Raw genomic sequence first — 20,265 nt, forward strand, 5'->3', positions numbered from 1 at the left:
CAGCCGTTTTTTTTATTCTAAAGTATAGTAATACTTAAAAGGACTCTAATAGGATTGTGTTGTTAACCACTTGTATGGACACCATTCCATCTTCTACAGAAAGTATTTTATCGGAATAAGCATCTCTAATCTCAGTTGCATTAGGGAATACTTTTTTAACTTCGATAGTAGTTGGACCGTTAGTTAAACCAGTTCCTACTAGTACGTCGTCAACGACTCCATTTTTATTGTAAAAACGGGCGAACAACACGCCTTGGCCATCGTGTTCTAGTTTAAAATGTTTTCCGGCTCCTACAGCAGGATGATTAGATCTAAATGTTCCTAACTTTTGATAATGCGACAACAAATTGTTGTCGATAGCATTCCAATTCATCATAGAACGTAGATTAGCATCACCCAAAGCTCCGTCAACTATCAATTGTCTTGCAGTTTCATCACCGTAGTAGGTTTGTGCCATTCCTGGAGCTAGTAGTAGCTTTGTAGCTGCTTCATACCTTTTTTCTCTTCTAGGATCAAATGGTTGCCCATCATCATGACTGCTTATGTAGTTCATGAAGTAAGCTTTATCATTTGGATCTTCGTTTAGTAAGCTTTCGCGAAAGCTATCATACTTACTAAATAATTCTTCATAACTAGCCTGTGCATGTCTTTTGAAACCAAAATTGATCATGCCGTCATAACCATAATCGAAATAATCTACTTGATTCTCGTCACTGAATGGAAAAGGTCTACCACCTGCTACTTCCCAACCATACAACTCACCTAAAACGAAAAACTCATCGTCATGAATCATTAAATCAGGATGGTTGGACTTCCATTTTTCAAATGCTTTTTTAGATTGATCAATAAAGGTTTGCCATACATCTTCTTCAACATGTTTAACTGTATCTACTCTAAATCCATCTACACCTGTTTCACGTGCATAATCAGTAACCCATTTAATAAGATAATTAGAAGGTGTACGTGGTAAACCGGTTTCCTCAAAGAAGGCATCGATTTCCTGTATTTCTTGTTCGTATCTACCTTCTTTTTTCCATTTCTGGATTAAGATTTCTGGTAACTCGACTTCTTTACTACTATTCGTTAAAATATCTGGTAAATTGTTAGTTAGTGTACAGTCAACAGCTGTCGCTTGATCTTGATAGGTACAGGTAGGTGTAGTTCGCACCCAATCTGATGGCCAAACGGGATCTAACTCGGTTACAGGACCTGTGTGGTTAATAACCACATCTAGTAAAACTCTTATATCCTGATCGTGAGCTTTTTGAACTATGGTTTTAAATTCCTCGTAAGTTCCATAGCTGGGTTCAATAGCTGTCCAATCCTTTGCCCAATATCCATGAAAAGCATAAGTATTTCCTGTTCCTTCATCAACGCTGCCATGAATTTGCTCCCAAATAGGTGTAAGCCATATTGCATTTACTCCTAAATCAGAGAAGTAACCTTCATCTAGCTTTTGTATAATCCCTGCAAAATCACCACCTCTAAAATCTCTAAGTTTTCCTGTCTCTAGGTCTCTATTTATAATAGTGTCATTAGTGGTATCACCGTTTTTGAATCTATCTGTAAGTAAAAAATAAACATGTGCGCTTGACCAATCAAACACCTTTTCTGGAACGGCAACATCCGCATTATCTTTTGAATTACATGATGTTATAACCAATGCAAGTAGCAAAAAGAAAAGTAAATAGATATGTTTCATGAAATAAATTTGAGTACTAAAATACATTCACAATTGTTTTTTATGATGTTATCAGATTTATAAATAATACAACGTTGTAGTTTGTAATCTAAGGACAATATCTTTGTAATCGATTTATGAATAAATATGTAGACGTTTTTATAAGTAGTTTTAAAGGCTATTTTAATTATATAATTCATGAGGTTACACATCCTGAATGGGGTAGCTATTTTTATGGATTGTTATTACTATCCATGGTTGTTTATGTCTTGGAAATAATTATTCCATGGAGAAAAAAGCAGTCGGTAGTTCGCAAGGACTTTTGGTTGGATCTTTTTTACTTACTATTTAATTTCTTTTTGTTTTCACTTATAGGCTATAACGCAGTCAGTGATGTTTTTGTGACCCTGTTTAATGATGGATTGCGAGGTATAGGCATTACCAATCTAGTAGCTATTGAAATACAATCTTGGCCAGTATGGGCACAGTTGCTAACGATGTTTATAATAGCAGACTTTATCCAATGGAATATTCATAGGTTGCTTCACAGAGTGCCTGCTTTGTGGCGTTTTCATAAGGTGCATCATAGTGTTAAGGAAATGGGTTTTGCCGCTCAATTTAGATTCCATTTTATGGAAACTATAATATATAAGAGCTTGCAGTATATACCACTGGCAATGATAGGATTTGGAATACAAGAGTTTTTTGTGGTACACATGATTGCGATTTTAATTGGTCATTTAAATCATGCTAACTTAAACTGGGATTATGGACCATTAAAATATGTTTTTAACAATCCCAAGATGCATTTATGGCATCATGCAAAAAAGCTTCCTAAAGAACATCCTTATGGTGTTAATTTTGGTCTATCCTTAAGTATATGGGATTATTTATTTAAAACTGCTCATCAACCCTACAATGATCCTTATTTAGAATTGGGATTTGAAGGTGATGAGAATTATCCTGATGACTTTATTAAACAAACCATAAAAGGATTTGATAAAAATCAATCCTAATTAGATTCTTCCTGGACTAAATATTCGTTTTTTAAAGCCAAAAAGATCTGCTAGTTTTTCAGCCTCGTATTGGGCTGCTTGTTCATCTTCAAGTTGTAATAGCAATAATCTTTGATAATGATTTTCAGTGAGTAAGCAAATTCTAAAAACTTGTTTTTTGGAACTGCTAGTAACCATTGATCTACTTGTCAAGGTCGTTTTTTCTGTAAAGGAAAGTACCGATATATCCGTGTATGGGCTTAATGTTTCCCATGTTCCAAATTTGATAAATAATACTTGAGTGTATGATTTTAATCTATTTTGATTCTTGTCTAATAAAACGCCTTTACGTGAAAGTAATATAGCAAAACCAACAAGTGTGATACAAATTCCAACAACAACATTTGAAGTAATCCCTACCAAACCGATTATGATAAATAATCCACTTAAAATTCTTGTAACAGGTGGAAAAAGCCAACTTGTTTTAAAATTATGCATTACAAACCATAGTGTTTTTTAAGCATGTTCTCATACATTTTTTCAGGTAGTATTTTTTTGAGAACGATGGAGAACTTTTGTAAAAAGCTACCTACTTTATAATGAATTCCGGGATTCTTTGCTTTTAATATTTTTTCGACTGTATATGCAACCTCCATTGGATCATTACCGTCATCCACATGTTCATCTATGAGCTTTAAGGTGTGTGAATAACCTTTTTCATAATCACTACCAGCAACAACGGGTGCGTGGTACCTACCTGCTGCGATATTTGTTGCAAAATCTCCAGGTGCTAGGTTACTAAAATGAATATTGAGGTGAGCACACTCCATACGATATGCTTCAGTCGCTATTTCTAGCGCTCCTTTTGAAGCACTGTAAATCCCTCGATAAGGTAATCCCATGTATCCAGCGATACTGGTTATATTTATCACTTGTCCCCTTTTTTGTTTACGCATTATTGGTAAAACCGCTTTTAACACCCTAAGAGGACCATAAAAATTAGTTTCCATAGCATGTTTTACCTCATCAATCGGAGTTTCCTCAATTGGTCCTGTAATACCTACACCTGCATTATTAATTAAGACGTCAATGGTAGTTTCTTTTTGTAAAATAGACGCAACACAGTTGTGCGCTGATTCTAAATCATGAACATCAAGTGCGACTAATTCAAAAGGTAAATTAGAATACTTATTAGGATTTCTACTTGTACCATACACCTTATAATCTAGTGATGAAAGATGTGTAGCTATGGATTTACCAATACCAGATGAAGCGCCAGTAACAAGAACCACTTTATTCATATTAGTCTTAATATCAGGTAGTTAAATTTCAATGAAGTGTACAAAAAAAGGCAAGCTACCTACATCACACCGCTACGACCGCTTACCTTTGCTGCGTTCCCGCCCTGGAGGAGTTCAGCAGGAGCTGGTTGTGTAGGACTTGCCCGGTGCAAATATATAATCTTGTATGGCTGTCACAAAGGATTAACTGTATTTTTATGAGTATATTTCGACTGAATTTTAAGTTGTACTATGAAATTAAAATCGATCGCTATAATTGCGACAATAGCACTCTCATTATCAGGATGTAAGACTGAACTGGAAAAATTCTCTTCAAACTACAGTTTAGAAATTTCCAACCCAAAATCGGTATATACACAGAATGATGAAATAAAAATTAGCCTTATCGATGACGCTGGTATAGGTATGGACAGTATAAAATGGTACCGCAATGCTCAACTTTTAAAAGAGGTTTCGGGTAGTACGCTTTCGCGAAAGCTGGCTAACGAACCTTTAGGTAACATTACCTATAAAGCTCGTATTTATAAAGACGGGAAAATAACGGCTGCCACAACACAGGTTACTCAGTATTCCAACAAACAGCCTAATATGATTAAAACTGTAGTGACTAATAGGTTTCCACATTTGACTGAAGCTTATACACAAGGTCTAGAGTTTTATGGAGATAGTTTATATGAAAGTACCGGACAATATCGTGAGAGTGATTTAAGAATCACCAATCCAACTACCGGTGAGGTAATTAAAAAAATCGAATTACCTGCCAATGAATTTGCAGAAGGTATGACCATTTTAAACAATAAAATTTATCAACTTACCTGGCGCAGTAACAAAGGATATGTTTATGATCTTAACTTGAACAAGTTAGATGAATTTAGATACAACGAGAGTAAAGAAGGCTGGGTCTTACTAACGATGGCAAACATTTACTGAAAAGTGATGGTAGTGCCAAAATTTGGAGGATAGATCCAAACACTTATGAAGAGTTAGGGTACATTGAAGTTACTAGTAATGATCGACGCATTGATAAGATCAATGAATTGGAATTTGTAAATGGTAAAATTTATTGCAATGTGTATCAAAATGATTTAATCATGGTTGTAAATCCAGAAAATGGCGCTGTAGAATCATTTATAAATGTTAAGGATTTACGCAATGAGATACCTAATTGGGATAAAGACAATAACGTACTTAATGGAATCGCTTACCGTAATGAAACTGGTAAGTTCTATGTAACAGGAAAAAGATGGAACACTCTTTTTGAAATTGAATTACAATAGTGAAAGAGGAACTTCCTATCTACTCCAAAGAGCTTTTTGTAACGGACGAACATATAGATCAAAATGGGCATGTAAATAATGTAATCTATGTGCAATGGGTTAATGATATCGCACTGGAGCATTGGTTTTCAAAGTCCAACCAAAAACAACAAAAAGAGGTATTATGGTTTTTAGTAAAGCATACCATTAACTATAAAAGTCAAGCGGTTATCGGTGACCGAATTATTATTAAGACTCAGGTAGGACGAGCAACAAATGTGAGATATGAACGTTTGGTAAATATTTACAATGCAGATAGTAATCAATTACTAGCAAGCTCAAAAACAGATTGGTGCGCTGTAAATCCTGATGGAAAAATTATTAAAATCTCTCAAGAAATTAGAGATTTATTTGAAGTGAAATAGTATGAAGAACTTTTTAGGCGTCTTAGGAATTCTAATTTTATTGATCACAGGAACCTCGTGTAGGGATGATTTTTCGTTTGAACCTAGTACAGGAAATCTAGAATTTTCTCAAGATACTGTGTTTCTAGATACTGTATTTTCTACAATTGGAAGCAGCACTAGAACACTCAAAGTTTACAATAGAAGTTCAAACAACATAGTAATTCCTAGAGTTGCACTAGCCGATGGTACTAATTCAAAATACCGATTAAACGTTGATGGAATACCTGGTCAAGTGTTTGAAAATGTCGAATTACTAGCAAAGGATTCCTTGTTTGTTTTTATTGAAACAACTGTAGATATTACTGATTTTACAAACGACACTCAATTTGTTTATGAAGATCAAATTGAATTTGATAGTGGCGCGTTGCAACAAAAAGTAGAATTAGTAACTCTTATACAAGATGCTATCTTCTTATTTCCTGAACGTGATGCCGATGGAGTAATAGGAACATTACCTCTAGGAACTACACAGGATGGTGAGGAAATTAGAATTCAAGGTTTTGTTCTAGATGACAGTCAACTCAATTTTACAAATGAAAAACCTTATGTAATATATGGTTATGCAGCAATCCCTAATAATAGGACCATGACTATTCAACCTGGGGCAAGACTTCATTTTCACGCTAATAGTGGGATAATAGCCACTAATGAAGCTACCGTAAAAGCTTTGGGAGATTTCTCCTCAACAGAAGATCTAGAAAACGAAATTATAATTGAAGGTGATAGACTTGAACCATCATTTGCAGACTTACCTGGTCAATGGGGAACAATTTGGCTTACTCAAGGTAGCTTAAATCATGAATTCAATCATGTTACTATCAAAAATGCCAGTGTAGGGATTTTGATGGATAATTCTAATCCTAATTCTACAGGTGCTACCTTAAAGATAAATAATAGTCAGATTTTAAACAGTTCAAATAGTGCTTTAATCGCAACTACTGCCGATGTTGATTGCTCTAATAGTATTTTTCATAACAGTGGTCAAAGTACCGTGATAGCAAGACTAGGTGGTTCTTACAACTTTAATAATTGTACCATTTCAAATTACTGGCGTAATAGCTTTAGACAAGATGCAACATTATTAATAACAAACGGCTTTCCTAATTCTGAATTAAGTGAAGATCTTATAGAAGCTACGTTTTCTAATTGTATCGTATATGGAGATAGGAATATTGAGATTGCCCTAGCTGATACTGAAAATAGTTTGTTCAATTTTAATTTTAACCATAGCTTGTTAAGAATCAATGATGTATTTAATGATTTAGACGGTAATCCTAATTACGATTTTAACAACCCATTACTTTACGAGAACAACATTCTAAACATCGATCCGGAATTTGAAAACCCTGCCAGATTTTTGATGAGAATTGACAATTCATCTGGTGCTAATGGCATTGCCAATCCAACTACAGCTAGTAACACTGATATTCTAAACATTACGCGAGGAAGCAATCCTGATGCTGGTGCTTATGAAAGTCAAGATCTTAATAATTAACAACTAAAAACAACTAAAAAAATCGATATGTTAAAGAGAACTTTACCTTTTTTAATTTTAATTCTTTCTGTTGTAGCATGTACTACAGATATAGAACCACTGGATCCAGGATTAAATCCTAACGGTGGTAATAATGGTGGTGGTAACTTAAATGCCGTTTTCACCGCAGAAATTGATGGTCAATTCAATGACTATTCAAGTACAGTCGAAGCTGAGGAAACTGAAGATGGTTTTACCGTAGGTACTTTGGGAAATCCTACTCTAGCCATTCAAGTATTTAATCCTGCTGTTGGCTCCTTTAATGTAGACGCAAATAACACAAATACTGGTGCACTTATACTCTATTCTTCTGGTCCTAACAGCCTCTATGTTCCAATGAGTGGTACTGTAACAATCACTTCCTATGATACTACAAATCAAATTGCAAACGGTACATTTGAAGGTGTCATGTCGGATATTGCAGGAGTAGATCCTGATGTAATAATTACAAATGGTGTTTTTCAAAACATTACATACAACATCACAACCTCTTTTGATGAATGTGAAGCTCTATTAGACGGTAATCAGTTTGTAGCCGACGTTTTTGCATCAGCTGAAATCAATAATCAACTAAGTATTGCTTTCAGTAATAGCTTAAATGAACAAATCAACATTCAATTTCCATTGAATATTACTCCTGGCACTTATGATATAGAAGGTTTAGGAGGTACTTATATTGGTCGTTACACCGACACTAACGGAGTTGATTACACCTCTGTGCCAATGAGTGGTGAATTAGTAATTACTAGTTCTTCTAACCTCATATTTGAAGGTACATTTGAATTTACAGTAGCCGAAGATGGAAATCCTGCTAATGTTATTGTCATAACCGCTGGAACATTTATCTACGACTATAATTAATAAGAATTAACAGTATAAAAAAACCGAGCTTGAAGCTCGGTTTTTTTATACATTTTGTTGTTGTTTGATTTTGTCAATGTGATAATCCACTAAACCTTCAATTGGCCTGCGCACAATGTTACCCACTTCATAATCAAACTCATTTGCAACTTGCTTGATTCTCTTTTCAGCAAAATGAGCAATACTTCCTACAAAATGAACTTTATACTGTTTTAATTCTTCTTGAAATTGTAAAATCATGTTACGTGAGAACTTTCGTAATCCTTTACGCAACAATTTTTTGATGTATCGTTCTTCTAGATTTTTAAAAATAAACTCAGCGTGCTTTGCTAGATAGGCATTAGGATTTGGTAGTTTATACAAATTGTACTTAATGTAATCCGGATCTGTATTATATTCTGCCGCAAATCGTTCCATTAATACTCCTGGCATTTTACCGTAATTGTAATCTTTGAGCAACTGCTTACCATACCAGTTACCACTTGCATCATCCATTAAGGTATAGCCTAATGAAACCACGCGTTGTTCAATATGAGTACCATCGCTAAAACAGCAATTAGATCCAGTTCCCAAAATACAAACAATACCTGGCCTGTCTCCTACTGCGGCATATACGGCAGCTGCAGTATCTTCTTTAACAACGACCTCATTTGCTTGTTGAAAATAATTCTCCAATAAATTTTGAAGCGCCAATCTAGGTTTTTCGGTACCACAACCAGCACCGTAGAAAAAGATTTTTTCAACCTTTTCTTTCGAAGCAATGAGCTCACTTGATTCATTTATGCGATCTTCTAGTTGTTCCAGAGTTAGAATAGCCGGATTCATACCTTTTGTCCTAGACTTGAATAATTGATTTCCATCATTATCAAGAGCTATCCAATCACATTTTGTAGAACCACTATCGGTGATAAGTATCATAAGGGTTAGTTTTAAGGGTAAAACAAAAAACGGCCGCAATCAAATAGTTGTGCAGCCGTTTTCTTTTAATCATTATAATGAATTTACCTTTTCAGCTAGGTCTACCAATTTGTTTGAGTAACCAAACTCGTTGTCGTACCAACTCACCAACTTGAAAAATGTTGAATTAAGTTCGATTCCTGCAGTAGAATCATAAATACTAGTGCGGTCATCACTTACAAAATCCTGAGAAACTACAGCCTCATCGGTATAACCTACTATCCCTTTGTATTCGTTTTGTGCCGCTTTCGCGAAAGCGGAATTAATTTCCTCTAAACTAGTCTCCTTACTTAGTTTTACTGTTAAATCAACAACCGAAACGTCTACAGTAGGTACTCTAAATGCCATACCAGTAAGTTTACCTTTAAGTTCTGGGATTACTTTAGTAACAGCAACTGCTGCTCCTGTAGAAGTTGGAATAATGTTATTCATAGCACTACGACCCAATCTATAGTTCTTTTTGCTAGGTCCGTCAACAGTGGCTTGTGTTGCAGTTGTTGCATGAACGGTAGTCATAAGCGCCTCTTCAATACCAAAATTGTCATCAAGGATTTTTGCCATAGGTGCCAAACAGTTTGTTGTACATGAAGCATTCGAAACGATATGATGATCCGCAGTAAGTTTATCATCATTTACACCCATTACAAACATAGGTGCAGTCTTTGATGGTGCAGATATTACCACTTTTTTTGCACCAGCATCGATATGAGCTTGTGCTGTATCTAGGTCGGTAAAAATACCTGTACAATCTGCCACTACATCAACGTTAACATCGTTCCATGCAAGATTTTTTGGATCTCTTTCACTCGTTACTCTTACCTCTACACCATCTACGATTAAATTTCCATCCTTTATTTCGATAGTACCGCCATAACGACCATGTACTGAGTCATATTCTAATAAATAAGCTAATTGTTCTACTGGAACAAGGTCATTGATAGCAACTACTTCTACATTTTCTCTTTTTAGAGTTGCTCTAAAAACGATTCGACCTATTCTACCAAAACCGTTTATTCCTAATCTTAATTTTTTACTCATTTTATTGTAATTAAATGTTGTTTTTGAAATATTAACTTGTTAGCGCTTTTCCATAGATAATAAACATCTTGAAAAGCATTTTATATTGTCACTATATCACTTACTCTAAGTAATTCTGTGTCAATTTCTGTTTTACCTTTAACGGCTTTATCTAGTGGACATAAGGCCATTTTATTATTTTGAATTCCTACCATGTAATTAGTCTTACCTTCCAGTAAACTCTCCACAGCTTTTACACCCATACGGCTAGCTAAAACACGGTCAAAACACGATGGAGTTCCACCACGTTGCATGTGTCCAAGTACAGATACTCTTACCTCATATTCTGGCATATTTTGAAGTACATAATCTTTTAGGTCAAAAACATTCTCACCTGTCGTATCTCCTTCGGCTACTACAACTATACTCGATGATTTTCCATTTTTACGACTGCGTTTTAAACTTTCTACAAGCCTATCCTTTCCCATATCCTCTTCTGGAATAAGAATCTCTTCAGCTCCAGCTCCTATCCCAGCATTTAGTGCAATATGTCCCACATCACGACCCATGACCTCAACAAAGAACAACCTGTTATGTGAACTCGCTGTATCTCTAATTTTATCAATAGCATCAACTACTGTGTTCAATGCGGTATCATATCCTAAAGTAAATTGAGTACCGTATATATCATTATCAATAGTTCCAGGTATTCCCATTACGGGAAAATCAAACTCCTCGTTAAAAACCATTCCACCAGTAAATGAACCATCACCACCTATGACAACAAGAGCTTCCATTCCCGATGCTTTAACTTGTTCATAAGCTTTCTTACGACCTTCTACAGTTCGAAACTCTTGTGAACGTGCACTTTTAAGAACCGTTCCTCCTTTATTTATAATGTTATTGACACTACGTGGTGTCATTTCCTTGAAATCACCTTCAATAAGTCCTTGATATCCACGGTATATACCCAAACACTCTACTTGATGGTAGGCACATGTTCGAACCACCGCTCTTATTGCTGCATTCATTCCTGGAGAATCACCTCCAGAGGTCATTACACCTATTTTTTTAAAGCTTTTGTTCATTACGTTTTTAATAAAAACCAAGCTAATCTATTAACTTTTCCTAAAAAAATGATCGCTATTAATCTATATTTAGCGTTTAGAGAAAATTCAAACGTTATCGTTAATAACTTTTTTACATGAAACTGGAATTCATAGACTTTACGCTCATAATCAGCTTCTTTTTAATCTCACTTTTAGTAGGAATTTGGGTCTCAAAAAGCAGTGGAAAAGACAGTTCTTCCTTCTTTTTATCCAGTAGAAATATGCCGTGGTGGTTACTAGGATTTTCTATGGTCGCCACCACCTTTGCTGCCGACACTCCAAATTTAGTAGCAGGATTAGTTCGTACCGATGGTGTTTCGGGTAATTGGGTGTGGTGGGCTTTTTTACTAACTGGTATGCTTACTGTATTCTTTTATGCGCGATTATGGCGTCGCAGTGGTGTTACCACCGATTTAGAATTTTATGAATTAAGGTACTGCGGCAAAAGCGCTGCTTTCCTTAGAGGTTTTAGAGCATTATACTTAGGTGTAGTTTTTAATATCATTATAATGGCTACTGTATGCCTTGCTGCTATAAAAATTGGTCACGTTATGTTTGGTTTTGATGCAACCACAACTCTAGTATACGCTTGTGTAGTTACAGTTGCCTATTCGCTTTTAGGAGGATTAAAAGGTGTATTAATAACAGATTTCATACAGTTTATTATAGCAATGGTAGGTTCGATATGGGCTACATGGTATATTCTAGATCTACCTGAAATAAATGGTATGAAAAACTTAATTGCTCATCCTAACGTCCAAGATAAATTAGACTTAATACCCGATTTTTCTAACACTGATATGGTGATGGGTATTTTTCTTATTCCTATCGCTGTTCAATGGTGGAGCACTTGGTATCCAGGTGCAGAACCTGGTGGTGGAGGCTATATAGCGCAGCGCATGCTTGCCGCAAAAGATGAAAAAAACGCTACATGGGCTGTTCTATTTTTTAATCTAGCACATTATGCATTGAGACCGTGGCCATGGATCATTATAGGACTAGCTTCTCTAATTATTTATCCCAACCTCGAATCGTTATCACTTGCATTTCCTAATCTAGATCCTTCATTCATAAAGGATGACCTCAGTTATCCAGCTATGCTTACTTATTTGCCTGCTGGTTTACTTGGGCTAGTTGTTACCTCGTTAATCGCAGCATTTATGAGCACCATTTCTACACATTTGAATTGGGGTTCTAGCTATGTTGTCAATGATTTTTATGCTAGGTTTTTATATCCAGAAGCTACTGAAAAAGAAAAAGTTATTGTAGGTAGAGTTTCCATGCTAGTAATGATGTTATTAGCCGCATTGCTTTCCTTTGTTTTGGAGGAAGCAAAATTTGCATTTGATCTTATCATTCAAATAGGTGCTGGATCTGGATTACTATTTATTCTTAGGTGGTTTTGGTACAGGATAAATCCATGGTCAGAGATAACAGCCATGACCATTTCCTTCCTGGTGGCATTAGTTTTTTTCTTAAACAACAGTGACCTCACATCATTACAATATCAAATATTTGGAGAACTCGCTAGCTGGAAAATGATTTGCATTAATGTTTTAATAACATCTATTGCATGGTTAACGGTTACGTTCTTGACTGAAAAAAGTGACAGCGAAACCTTAAATAGGTTTAATAATCTCATCTATGGCAAAGAATCAAAATTCCATAATTTCCCTGCTAAAACTTTAGGGTTCCTTCTCGGAATAACAGGTGTATATAGTTTACTATTTGCCACAGGAAAACTACTTTATGGTGAGACCGTAATTGGTTTAACATTACTATTAATCTTTATCGCCTGTACATTGGGTATTATTTTAATGAGAAAAAAATTGTTTTAAGGCGTGGTGAGTATCACGCTTTCGCGAAAGCATACTTATTACAACCTCAATTGCATTTCATCAAACTTGATTAAATAGCTATCCAAACTTCCTGTTAAAGGCTTTTTGAACGATTTTTTAAAAACTAAATTTGCACGAGAAACGATAAACAATGCAGAAAGAATCTATATTTTCCTTTATTCAAAAGGTATTGGTAAACATGCCTGAAGGATGGGTAAAAACTACTACACACCGATTAGACATATATAACGAAGCTCTTGCAAAAACCGAGTTTTTAATGCAGTTTGAACAACTGTTTGAAAAAGGAGATGCTTCAAGAAAATCATTAGAGGAATTACCTACAGCCTATGATTATATAAGACTGGGACATCCTTTGTCGTGTGTGCTAGAATGGACTCTAGCAAAGATTAATGACGTTGATGCTCATCAAGTTATTTCCTTTTCCTCTCGTACGGCTCCTATACTAGCCGTATTACGTAAAAACTTACTAGAAAATAAAAACACAAGACTAGTATTTAATAAGGATTTGCCAGCATTCATTGACCTTGAAAAAATAAGAGAGGTTTATGGATATAATTTTAAAGCGATTAAAATAGATAGCTTATCAGCATTAGACAATTACGCTGGTAGTACGGTTCATATAAAACAGGATGGCAACAACTTGTCTACAACTTTAGAATCTGCCGCTGATTTTACTATAACTACTCATGGAAGATTAGGTAGCATCATAAGTATAAATAATGACTCTAATAAACATTATATAGCAGATATTCAACACGTGCGCCGTAGAGAAACTATCGCTATGACGCCTGCTGATTCACTTAAAGTTTTAAAATCATTAGTGAATAATTCTAATCTTTCAATTCCATCAATTGACACTGACGTCAAGAAAAAAGTTCTTAAAACTATACAGGAAGTCGCAGGAATAAATGAAGCTCCTGTTGTAGGATCCAGTGGACTTTCTATTCAGTATGCTATTATGATGGGATTAATTGACCATGCAAATGAAAACCATCCTGGGAAACCCATAAAATTTGTTGTACCACCTAATTGTTACGGTGGTACCAATGATCAAGCTAGAAGAGTTGCAGCAACGCTGGACCATGTTGAAATTATGGATTTACCAGTGGATGGTGAAAACGACATGGTAAATAGTACCGAAAAAGTACTTGTTGAAATCGCTAAACAAGATGCTATTCCCTACATTATAGCAGAAATACCAACAAATCCTAGAGTTGAAGTTCCTGAACTTGATGCGCTCAAAAAAGTTTTATTACAAGAAAGAAAAACACCAACAGGAAGTGTTGCTGTAGATCCGGTTTTTATTCTTGATCAAACTTTTTGCCCCAACATCCAGTTCATGAAAGCTGGAGAACTCTTAGAAAATGTGCGTAGTATTTCATATGCCAGTGGATCAAAATTTCCTAGCGGTGGAAAATGTACGGCTGGTTATTGTATAGGTAATCCTAATGCAAAATCTTTAATGCTTAAGGTAAGTGAGCATCTTAATTTATGCGACAACGAGGCTACTGACTTGCAATATGAATTACTAGCAGAACAATTACCAGGAATGAATGATCGTATTAAAGGCGCTTATCTCAATACCAGAGAGTTTGTAAATTTTATAGAAGACACACTTCCTGAAGCAAAAATCAACTTTGTTTCTGAAGAATTAGCACAACGAGGATTCACACCTTCAGTATTTTCCTTAGATCTTCCTACCCAAGGGAACACTCCTGAAGAACGAGAAAATTATAAACGTAATTTGAATCTTAAGTTGATTCACCTTATGATTAATAAAATACCGCATGAAAGTAAGTTTTGTGTAAGCTATGGACAATTGAAAGGTTGTTATTGGACGGTGCCAGCAACTTCAACCCAAGGAACAACTAAAGAAGAGGATAAAGACTATATCGTGCGAGCTTCCTTATCTGCAAGCATGAATCTAGAGCTGCACAAGCAAGTTTTTAAAGAATTTGTTACTACTCACATTCATTAAAATATACCGTTATTTTTAAACTGGACGCAACCAATTAAAAGGTTTTACATCTATTTTAAAAATAACGGTTATGAATAAACTACTTATACTATTTATCATCCCTTTGCTATTTTCTTGCCAAGAAGATGATGAGGTCCAGATAGAAACAGATGTAATTGGTGAATGGGAAATTGTGGCAAGATACGCTGATCCAGGAGATGGCAGCGGATCCTTTCAACCTACCACAGGTAAGTTTCTCACCTTTAGCAACAACAATGTTCTATTTTGTAACCAAGGATTTTGCTTTGCATCACTCACACAAGCAACAACTACTGGTAGTTTTGATGATAGCAACAAAACCATAACTACATCAGACTGTGATGCTACTTATAGTTTTAACGGCATGTTTTTAGAAGTATCTTATCTATGTATTGAACATTGTATTGAACGATATATAAGAATTAATTAATCCTTACGGTACTTTTTTGTGTTTTCAAAAACAGAATCTAAAATACGTTGTTCTACATCGTTAAAACTCAATTTACGCCTTTGCATGACCACATCGGCAACCTCATAAGCTTTAGCAGGTTTGTAAGTCATTGTTCCTTGCGGTCCACCCCATGTGAATGATGGAATAAAATTACGTGGGTATCCTGCTCCATAAATATTAGCACTCACGCCTATCACCGTACCAGTATTAAACATGGTGTTAATACCACATTTACTATGATCTCCCATCATTAAACCACAAAATTGTAAACCAGTTTTAGCAAATCTACCTGTATTATAATCCCATAATTTAACCTCGGCGTAATTGTTTTTAAGGTTGCTAGTGTTCGTGTCGGCACCTAGATTACACCATTCTCCAAGTACAGAGTTACCCAGATAACCTTCATGACCTTTATTTGAATATCCGAGTAATACAGAATTACCAACCTCACCACCGATTTTACTGTGAGGTCCTACAGTAGTCGGACCATATACTTTAGTTCCTAATTTTGTCGAGCTATTATCACATAATGCAAATCCACCTCGTATAATACTACCTTCCATAACCTCAGCATTTTTACCTATATAAATAGGACCATCTGTAGCATTAAGAATGCAGAATTGTAATTTGGCGCCTTCTTCAATAAAAATGTTTTCACTAGCTATTGTTTGAACTCCTTCAGGAATAGGTTGTGAGCTTCTATTTTGAGTTATTCTATTAAAGTCGGCTTTTAATTGATCACCATTTTTTGAAAAAATATCCCAAGTGTGATACAAGCCATCAACATCTTCTTCATAAATCACTTGTTCTAATTCAATAGTAGGTATTGAAATAGTTGAAGATCTGTAAGCAATAATCTCATCATTTGCGACCAGTTTTTGATTAGGTTTTAATGATTGTATAGCTTCAACTAACGATTGTGAGGCAAAAATGTGTCCTGCAATTACCGTGTTATCATCCTTTTCAACAAGAGGATATTTTTCTTGTAAATAATCCTGTGTATAATAACTAACAGAGCTTTTCAAATACGCTTCCCATTTTTCTTGTAAGGTTTGTATACCACATCTAAGTAACGATGTAGGTCGAGTATACGTAAATGGTAATAAGGATAAATGCTGATTAAAGTCGGCAAGGATGTAATTCATAGTGATCAATTATTATTCAAAGGTCGGTAAAAGATTTTGTAATCTCATATCAAAATAGCCCTTCTTCGTTTGATTTTTAAAACTACATGCATCGATACCTTGCTACTGTATTGTTTTAAAAGTAGTAAGAACTTGCCACCTGAAATGAGTGATTTTAAATGCTTACATGAAGTTTACAACCAATACATAACTATAGAAAAACATTGTGTAAAACAGTGCATAAAAAAACTGCCCTGGGTAACAGGGCAGTTGAATCAAAAACAAAATCTATATCGAGAAACTAAGCATTAAAATACTTACTATTCCATATAGCAACATTAAAATTCTTACCAGTAGCAAAGGAATAATACAAGACTATACTAGCCACTGATTTGAATGTAAAAAAGAATATTAAAAGGTATTCTACAGATGTAGTATCATTACTAAAAAGACCGTTTGGAATCATGTAAGCCAGTAAACCACTTACTACCAATGTAGTTAATATTAAGTTTTCAAAACTCTTTACACACCAAGCCCATGCTTTTCTAAATGGATTTAAGTCATTTCCCCATTTATGAATGAGGTAAAAGTAGCCATTACCGATAGGTGCAAAAAGTAAAGGGTCATCCTTATCTTCTAACTTGAAAAGTTTTGAAGGAGCGACAATTTTAAAACCGCTCATCGTCATTTGATGGTCTTTTTCTAATTGCTTGATTTCATTAAGAGCTTCTTGAGGAATCTCGTTTTTAAAATACTTTGTATCTAAAAAACGTAATCTATAATCCACACAAATCTTTCTAATTTGGTCAACGTGATAAATTCGATCAGCATCTAATAAATCAATATCAAATTGATTGCGTGGTGTAGGTTTTTGAGGACTCTTCATCCTTGCTATAATAGCATCTTCCCGTTTATTGTCTTCAGCTAGAATAGCATAAACTTCTTTTAAAACATCTTCGCTAGTGGTTGCCTTATTTCTCACCTTGCGCAATTGATCCTCAATGTTTGTTCTACTAAGCATACTCTTTTAATTCTTAAAATTAGAATTGAAGTTTCAATTTAAAACAAAACTCCTTCACAACCATAGTCGCAAAGGAGTTAAAAACTTTACTTAAAATAACAAATCTTATCTAAGAACTGCTCCAGTTTGTTTTTCAAGTGATTGCTGTATCTTATTCATCACCTTGTCGATTTGCTTATCAGTTAAGGTTTTATTCTCATCTAATAATGAGAAACTAAGGGCATATGATTTTTTGCCAGCTGGAAGATTTTTACCTTGATATACATCAAATAATTTAACCTCCTTAAGCAATTTACGTTCTGCGTTTAAAGCAACCGTTTGTAATTCTTTAAAGCTTACTTCATCATTAACTAATAAGGCAAAGTCACGTTGCACGACAGGGAATTTTGGTATCGATGTTATCGGTTTATTTTCTGTTTGAACTAATTTAATAACCTCGTCCCAGTAAAGATTTGCGTAATGCACCGTTTGATCAATGCCAAACTCTCTGGTGAACTTCTTGCTTATCACACCTAGATCAGCAATTTTAGCTCCGCTATTAAGTGAAATACCTTCACCCAGAAATTCCAGTTTAGTAGCTTTTTCATTTAAAGTGGTAATTCCCAATCGATTTAAAACCGCCGTAACAGCACCTTTCAAATAGAAAAAGTCTGCTGGTTGATCTCCACCTATCCATGAATTTGAATGTACGTTACCCGTAGTAAATAGGGTTAAATGTTGTTGTTCTGTAAATTGACCACTAGAATATTGGTGATAGGACTTTCCAAATTCAAATAATTTAAGGTCTTCTTGTCTTCTATTGATATTGTATGCAATAGCCTCTAATCCTCCATAGATAAGACTTTGACGCATTACCGCTAGATCACTGCTTAATGGATTCAACATGCGTACCTCGTTATCAGCCGAAATTTGTTCACCTAAATGATGATATTTTTCAGCAGTAAGAGAATTTGCCATCATTTCATAAAATCCTAATCCAACTAATTGCTGCGCTGCAATATTTTGAATACGGTTATTTTCTTTTCTTGAAGTGGTAGCGATAGTAGCATTAAGTTTAGTCCCTACTTCGATGCGATCATAACCATAAACGCGTAGTATTTCTTCTATTACATCGGCAGGACGAGTAACATCATTACGATAAGCAGGAACGGTGAGTCCGATACCAGCATCGGTTGCGTGATTCACATTAATCTCCAGCGAACTTAATATTGTAGTAATTTCCTCGCGAGGAATTTCTTGACCTATTAAATTATTAATTTGTTCAAAGGTCACGTACACCTCATGATCTTCTAGTTTTACAGGGTAATGATCTACTATATCACTACTTACGTGTCCACCAGCACATTCTTCAATAAGAGTAACCGCTCTTTTAAGAGCATATTCCGTAATATTAGGATCTATACCACGCTCAAATCTAAAGCTAGCATCGGTATTAAATCCGTGACGTTTGGCAGTTTTACGTACGCTTACAGGATCAAAGTAAGCACTCTCCAAAAATATACTAGTTGTACCTTCTGTTACGCCACTGTTTTCTCCACCGTAAACTCCTGCGATGCATAAGGGTTTTTGATCATCACAAATCATAAGGTCTTCCTCATGTAATTTGTGTTCCACTCCATCAAGAGTAATAAATGGCGTGTCCTTTTCGACTGTTTTGACAATTATTTTGTTACCAGTAATTTTATTGGCATCAAAGGCATGTAACGGCTGTCCTAACTCATGCATCACATAGTTGGTAATATCAACAATGTTATTTTTAGGTGCTAGACCTATGGCCTTTAATCTATTTTTCAACCACTCTGGTGATTCTTTTACCTGTAAGCCCGTTAAAGTTACACCGCAATATCTTGGTGCTTTTTCAGGGTTTTCAACTTCTACATCGATACGTAATGTGCGATCATCAACATGAAAACTACTTACCGATGGTGTGATAAACTCGGTAAGTTCACCAGTTTCTACTGCAAGACCAGCTCTTAAATCTCGAGCTACACCCATGTGCGACATAGCATCTGCACGATTAGGAGTAAGTCCAATCTCAATCACATGATCTTGCTCAATTTTATAAATCTCGCTTAATGGAGTTCCTACTTCACAAGAATCATCTAGGACTAAGATCCCATCGTGAGATTCTCCCAATCCTAATTCATCCTCGGCACATATCATTCCGTGACTTTCCTCACCACGTATTTTACCTTTTTTTATCTTCCACGCCTCACCTTTATCATCGTAAAGTACCGTTCCTATTGTGGCAACAGGAACCTTTTGACCGGCTTCTACATTGGGCGCTCCACAAACTATTTGTACTGTCTTTTCACCTAGGTTGACAGTGGTAATTTTTAATTTATCGGCATTTGGGTGCTTTTCACAAGTTTCTACATGACCTACAACCACGCCTTGTAATCCACCTTTTACACTTTCAAATTTCTCAACGCCTTCAACCTCAAGCCCCAGTGAAGTCAATAGGGCTGTATGTTTATCAATGTCGTGAGGTATGTTTATAAATTGTTTAATCCAGTTGTAGGATACTCTCATGTCCTTTGTTTTTTTGGGTCGGTAAAGATAATGCTATGGTCGCTTTCGCGAAAGCGTAACCACCACAATCCACAACAACTATTTTATATATCTTTATCCTAAAA

Annotated in this window: 16 protein-coding genes, 1 other RNA gene and 1 pseudogene; 8 read left to right on the forward strand and 10 right to left on the reverse strand. The window is 35.3% G+C overall.

Annotated elements, in window-relative coordinates; genetic code table 11:
- Positions 1–34: 34 nt before the first annotated feature.
- Positions 35–1,702: an alpha-amylase family glycosyl hydrolase gene (locus BST93_RS12135; RefSeq protein ID WP_105019614.1), complete on the reverse strand. Its 1,668-nt coding sequence runs from the start codon at positions 1,700–1,702 to the stop codon at positions 35–37.
- Positions 1,703–1,818: 116 nt separating this feature from the next.
- Between BST93_RS12135 and BST93_RS12140 the strand changes: the two genes are divergently transcribed.
- Positions 1,819–2,697 carry a sterol desaturase family protein gene (locus tag BST93_RS12140; RefSeq protein ID WP_105019376.1) on the forward strand — a complete coding sequence of 293 codons (879 nt, stop codon included), beginning with the start codon at positions 1,819–1,821 and terminating at the stop codon, positions 2,695–2,697.
- On the opposite strand, the gene BST93_RS12145 is transcribed toward BST93_RS12140, so the two are convergent.
- The 3 genes from BST93_RS12145 to ffs form a co-directional block, all read right to left on the reverse strand.
- Positions 2,698–3,174, reverse strand: a complete 477-nt coding sequence (locus tag BST93_RS12145; protein WP_060524408.1) for a hypothetical protein — start codon at positions 3,172–3,174, stop codon at positions 2,698–2,700.
- Positions 3,174–3,977 (reverse strand): SDR family oxidoreductase, encoded by an 804-nt coding sequence (locus BST93_RS12150; protein WP_042277878.1) that lies wholly within the window; start codon positions 3,975–3,977, stop codon positions 3,174–3,176. Before BST93_RS12150 ends, BST93_RS12145 begins: the two co-directional genes overlap by 1 nt.
- A 45-nt stretch (positions 3,978–4,022) precedes the next feature.
- An RNA gene (gene ffs, locus BST93_RS12155) (signal recognition particle sRNA small type) lies at positions 4,023–4,122 on the reverse strand.
- A 443-nt stretch (positions 4,123–4,565) separates the two neighbouring features.
- Here ffs and BST93_RS12160 point away from each other — a divergent pair.
- From BST93_RS12160 to BST93_RS12175, 4 genes and pseudogenes are all read left to right on the forward strand, one after another.
- Positions 4,566–5,254 (forward strand): annotated as a pseudogene (locus BST93_RS12160) (glutaminyl-peptide cyclotransferase).
- Positions 5,254–5,658, forward strand: a complete 405-nt coding sequence (locus BST93_RS12165) for an acyl-CoA thioesterase (protein WP_235783955.1) — start codon at positions 5,254–5,256, stop codon at positions 5,656–5,658. Before BST93_RS12160 ends, BST93_RS12165 begins: the two are co-directional and overlap by 1 nt.
- A 1-nt stretch (position 5,659) precedes the next feature.
- Positions 5,660–7,195, forward strand: coding sequence for a hypothetical protein (locus BST93_RS12170; protein ID WP_105019377.1), 1,536 nt, complete (start codon positions 5,660–5,662; stop codon positions 7,193–7,195).
- Positions 7,196–7,222: 27 nt separating this feature from the next.
- The gene (locus BST93_RS12175; RefSeq protein WP_105019378.1) at positions 7,223–8,095 is read left to right on the forward strand and encodes a DUF6252 family protein; all 873 of its coding nucleotides are present in this window, start codon (positions 7,223–7,225) and stop codon (positions 8,093–8,095) included.
- A 45-nt stretch (positions 8,096–8,140) separates the two neighbouring features.
- Here the strand turns inward: BST93_RS12175 and BST93_RS12180 are convergent, their stop codons facing one another.
- The 3 genes from BST93_RS12180 to pfkA form a co-directional block, all read right to left on the reverse strand.
- Positions 8,141–9,013: a BadF/BadG/BcrA/BcrD ATPase family protein gene (locus tag BST93_RS12180; protein WP_105019379.1), complete on the reverse strand. Its 873-nt coding sequence runs from the start codon at positions 9,011–9,013 to the stop codon at positions 8,141–8,143.
- A 72-nt stretch (positions 9,014–9,085) separates the two neighbouring features.
- Positions 9,086–10,090: a type I glyceraldehyde-3-phosphate dehydrogenase gene (gene gap, locus BST93_RS12185; RefSeq protein WP_105019380.1), complete on the reverse strand. Its 1,005-nt coding sequence runs from the start codon at positions 10,088–10,090 to the stop codon at positions 9,086–9,088.
- Positions 10,091–10,170: 80 nt separating this feature from the next.
- Positions 10,171–11,157 (reverse strand): 6-phosphofructokinase, encoded by a 987-nt coding sequence (gene pfkA, locus BST93_RS12190; protein ID WP_105019381.1) that lies wholly within the window; start codon positions 11,155–11,157, stop codon positions 10,171–10,173.
- 116 nt (positions 11,158–11,273) lie between these two features.
- Between pfkA and BST93_RS12195 the strand changes: the two genes are divergently transcribed.
- The 3 genes from BST93_RS12195 (at position 11,274) to BST93_RS12205 (ending at position 15,463) form a co-directional block, all read left to right on the forward strand.
- Positions 11,274–13,016, forward strand: a complete 1,743-nt coding sequence (locus tag BST93_RS12195; RefSeq protein WP_105019382.1) for a sodium:solute symporter family protein — start codon at positions 11,274–11,276, stop codon at positions 13,014–13,016.
- Between the two features lie 151 nt (positions 13,017–13,167).
- Positions 13,168–15,015 carry a PLP-dependent aminotransferase family protein gene (locus tag BST93_RS12200; RefSeq protein WP_105019383.1) on the forward strand — a complete coding sequence of 616 codons (1,848 nt, stop codon included), beginning with the start codon at positions 13,168–13,170 and terminating at the stop codon, positions 15,013–15,015.
- 70 nt (positions 15,016–15,085) lie between these two features.
- Entirely contained in the window at positions 15,086–15,463 is a 378-nt protein-coding gene (locus BST93_RS12205) for a hypothetical protein (protein WP_105019384.1), read from the forward strand.
- Here the strand turns inward: BST93_RS12205 and BST93_RS12210 are convergent.
- The 3 genes from BST93_RS12210 to pheT all read right to left on the reverse strand — a co-directional run bounded on the left by BST93_RS12210 (position 15,460) and on the right by pheT (position 20,161).
- Positions 15,460–16,629, reverse strand: coding sequence for a GlmU family protein (locus tag BST93_RS12210; RefSeq protein WP_105019385.1), 1,170 nt, complete (start codon positions 16,627–16,629; stop codon positions 15,460–15,462). The genes BST93_RS12205 and BST93_RS12210 overlap by 4 nt on opposite strands.
- A 280-nt stretch (positions 16,630–16,909) precedes the next feature.
- Positions 16,910–17,629, reverse strand: coding sequence for a hypothetical protein (locus BST93_RS12215; protein WP_042277862.1), 720 nt, complete (start codon positions 17,627–17,629; stop codon positions 16,910–16,912).
- Between the two features lie 105 nt (positions 17,630–17,734).
- On the reverse strand, positions 17,735–20,161 hold the full coding sequence (gene pheT, locus BST93_RS12220; protein WP_105019386.1) for a phenylalanine--tRNA ligase subunit beta: 2,427 nt from the start codon (positions 20,159–20,161) through the stop codon (positions 17,735–17,737).
- Positions 20,162–20,265: the final 104 nt, after the last annotated feature.

This window comes from Nonlabens tegetincola (assembly GCF_002954355.1).
Lineage (GTDB): Bacteria > Bacteroidota > Bacteroidia > Flavobacteriales > Flavobacteriaceae > Nonlabens > Nonlabens tegetincola.

What these genes read in the sequence shown, in the direction of transcription:
- BST93_RS12135 (WP_105019614.1), bottom strand. Translation starts at nt 1,702, where the DNA reads ATGAAACATATCTATTTACTTTTCTTTTTGCTACTTGCATTGGTTATA.
- BST93_RS12140 (WP_105019376.1), top strand. Translation starts at nt 1,819, where the DNA reads ATGAATAAATATGTAGACGTTTTTATAAGTAGTTTTAAAGGCTATTTT.
- BST93_RS12145 (WP_060524408.1), bottom strand. Translation starts at nt 3,174, where the DNA reads ATGCATAATTTTAAAACAAGTTGGCTTTTTCCACCTGTTACAAGAATT.
- BST93_RS12150 (WP_042277878.1), bottom strand. Translation starts at nt 3,977, where the DNA reads ATGAATAAAGTGGTTCTTGTTACTGGCGCTTCATCTGGTATTGGTAAA.
- BST93_RS12170 (WP_105019377.1), top strand. Translation starts at nt 5,660, where the DNA reads ATGAAGAACTTTTTAGGCGTCTTAGGAATTCTAATTTTATTGATCACA.
- BST93_RS12175 (WP_105019378.1), top strand. Translation starts at nt 7,223, where the DNA reads ATGTTAAAGAGAACTTTACCTTTTTTAATTTTAATTCTTTCTGTTGTA.
- BST93_RS12180 (WP_105019379.1), bottom strand. Translation starts at nt 9,013, where the DNA reads ATGATACTTATCACCGATAGTGGTTCTACAAAATGTGATTGGATAGCT.
- gap (WP_105019380.1), bottom strand. Translation starts at nt 10,090, where the DNA reads ATGAGTAAAAAATTAAGATTAGGAATAAACGGTTTTGGTAGAATAGGT.
- pfkA (WP_105019381.1), bottom strand. Translation starts at nt 11,157, where the DNA reads ATGAACAAAAGCTTTAAAAAAATAGGTGTAATGACCTCTGGAGGTGAT.
- BST93_RS12195 (WP_105019382.1), top strand. Translation starts at nt 11,274, where the DNA reads ATGAAACTGGAATTCATAGACTTTACGCTCATAATCAGCTTCTTTTTA.
- BST93_RS12200 (WP_105019383.1), top strand. Translation starts at nt 13,168, where the DNA reads ATGCAGAAAGAATCTATATTTTCCTTTATTCAAAAGGTATTGGTAAAC.
- BST93_RS12205 (WP_105019384.1), top strand. Translation starts at nt 15,086, where the DNA reads ATGAATAAACTACTTATACTATTTATCATCCCTTTGCTATTTTCTTGC.
- BST93_RS12210 (WP_105019385.1), bottom strand. Translation starts at nt 16,629, where the DNA reads ATGAATTACATCCTTGCCGACTTTAATCAGCATTTATCCTTATTACCA.
- BST93_RS12215 (WP_042277862.1), bottom strand. Translation starts at nt 17,629, where the DNA reads ATGCTTAGTAGAACAAACATTGAGGATCAATTGCGCAAGGTGAGAAAT.
- pheT (WP_105019386.1), bottom strand. Translation starts at nt 20,161, where the DNA reads ATGAGAGTATCCTACAACTGGATTAAACAATTTATAAACATACCTCAC.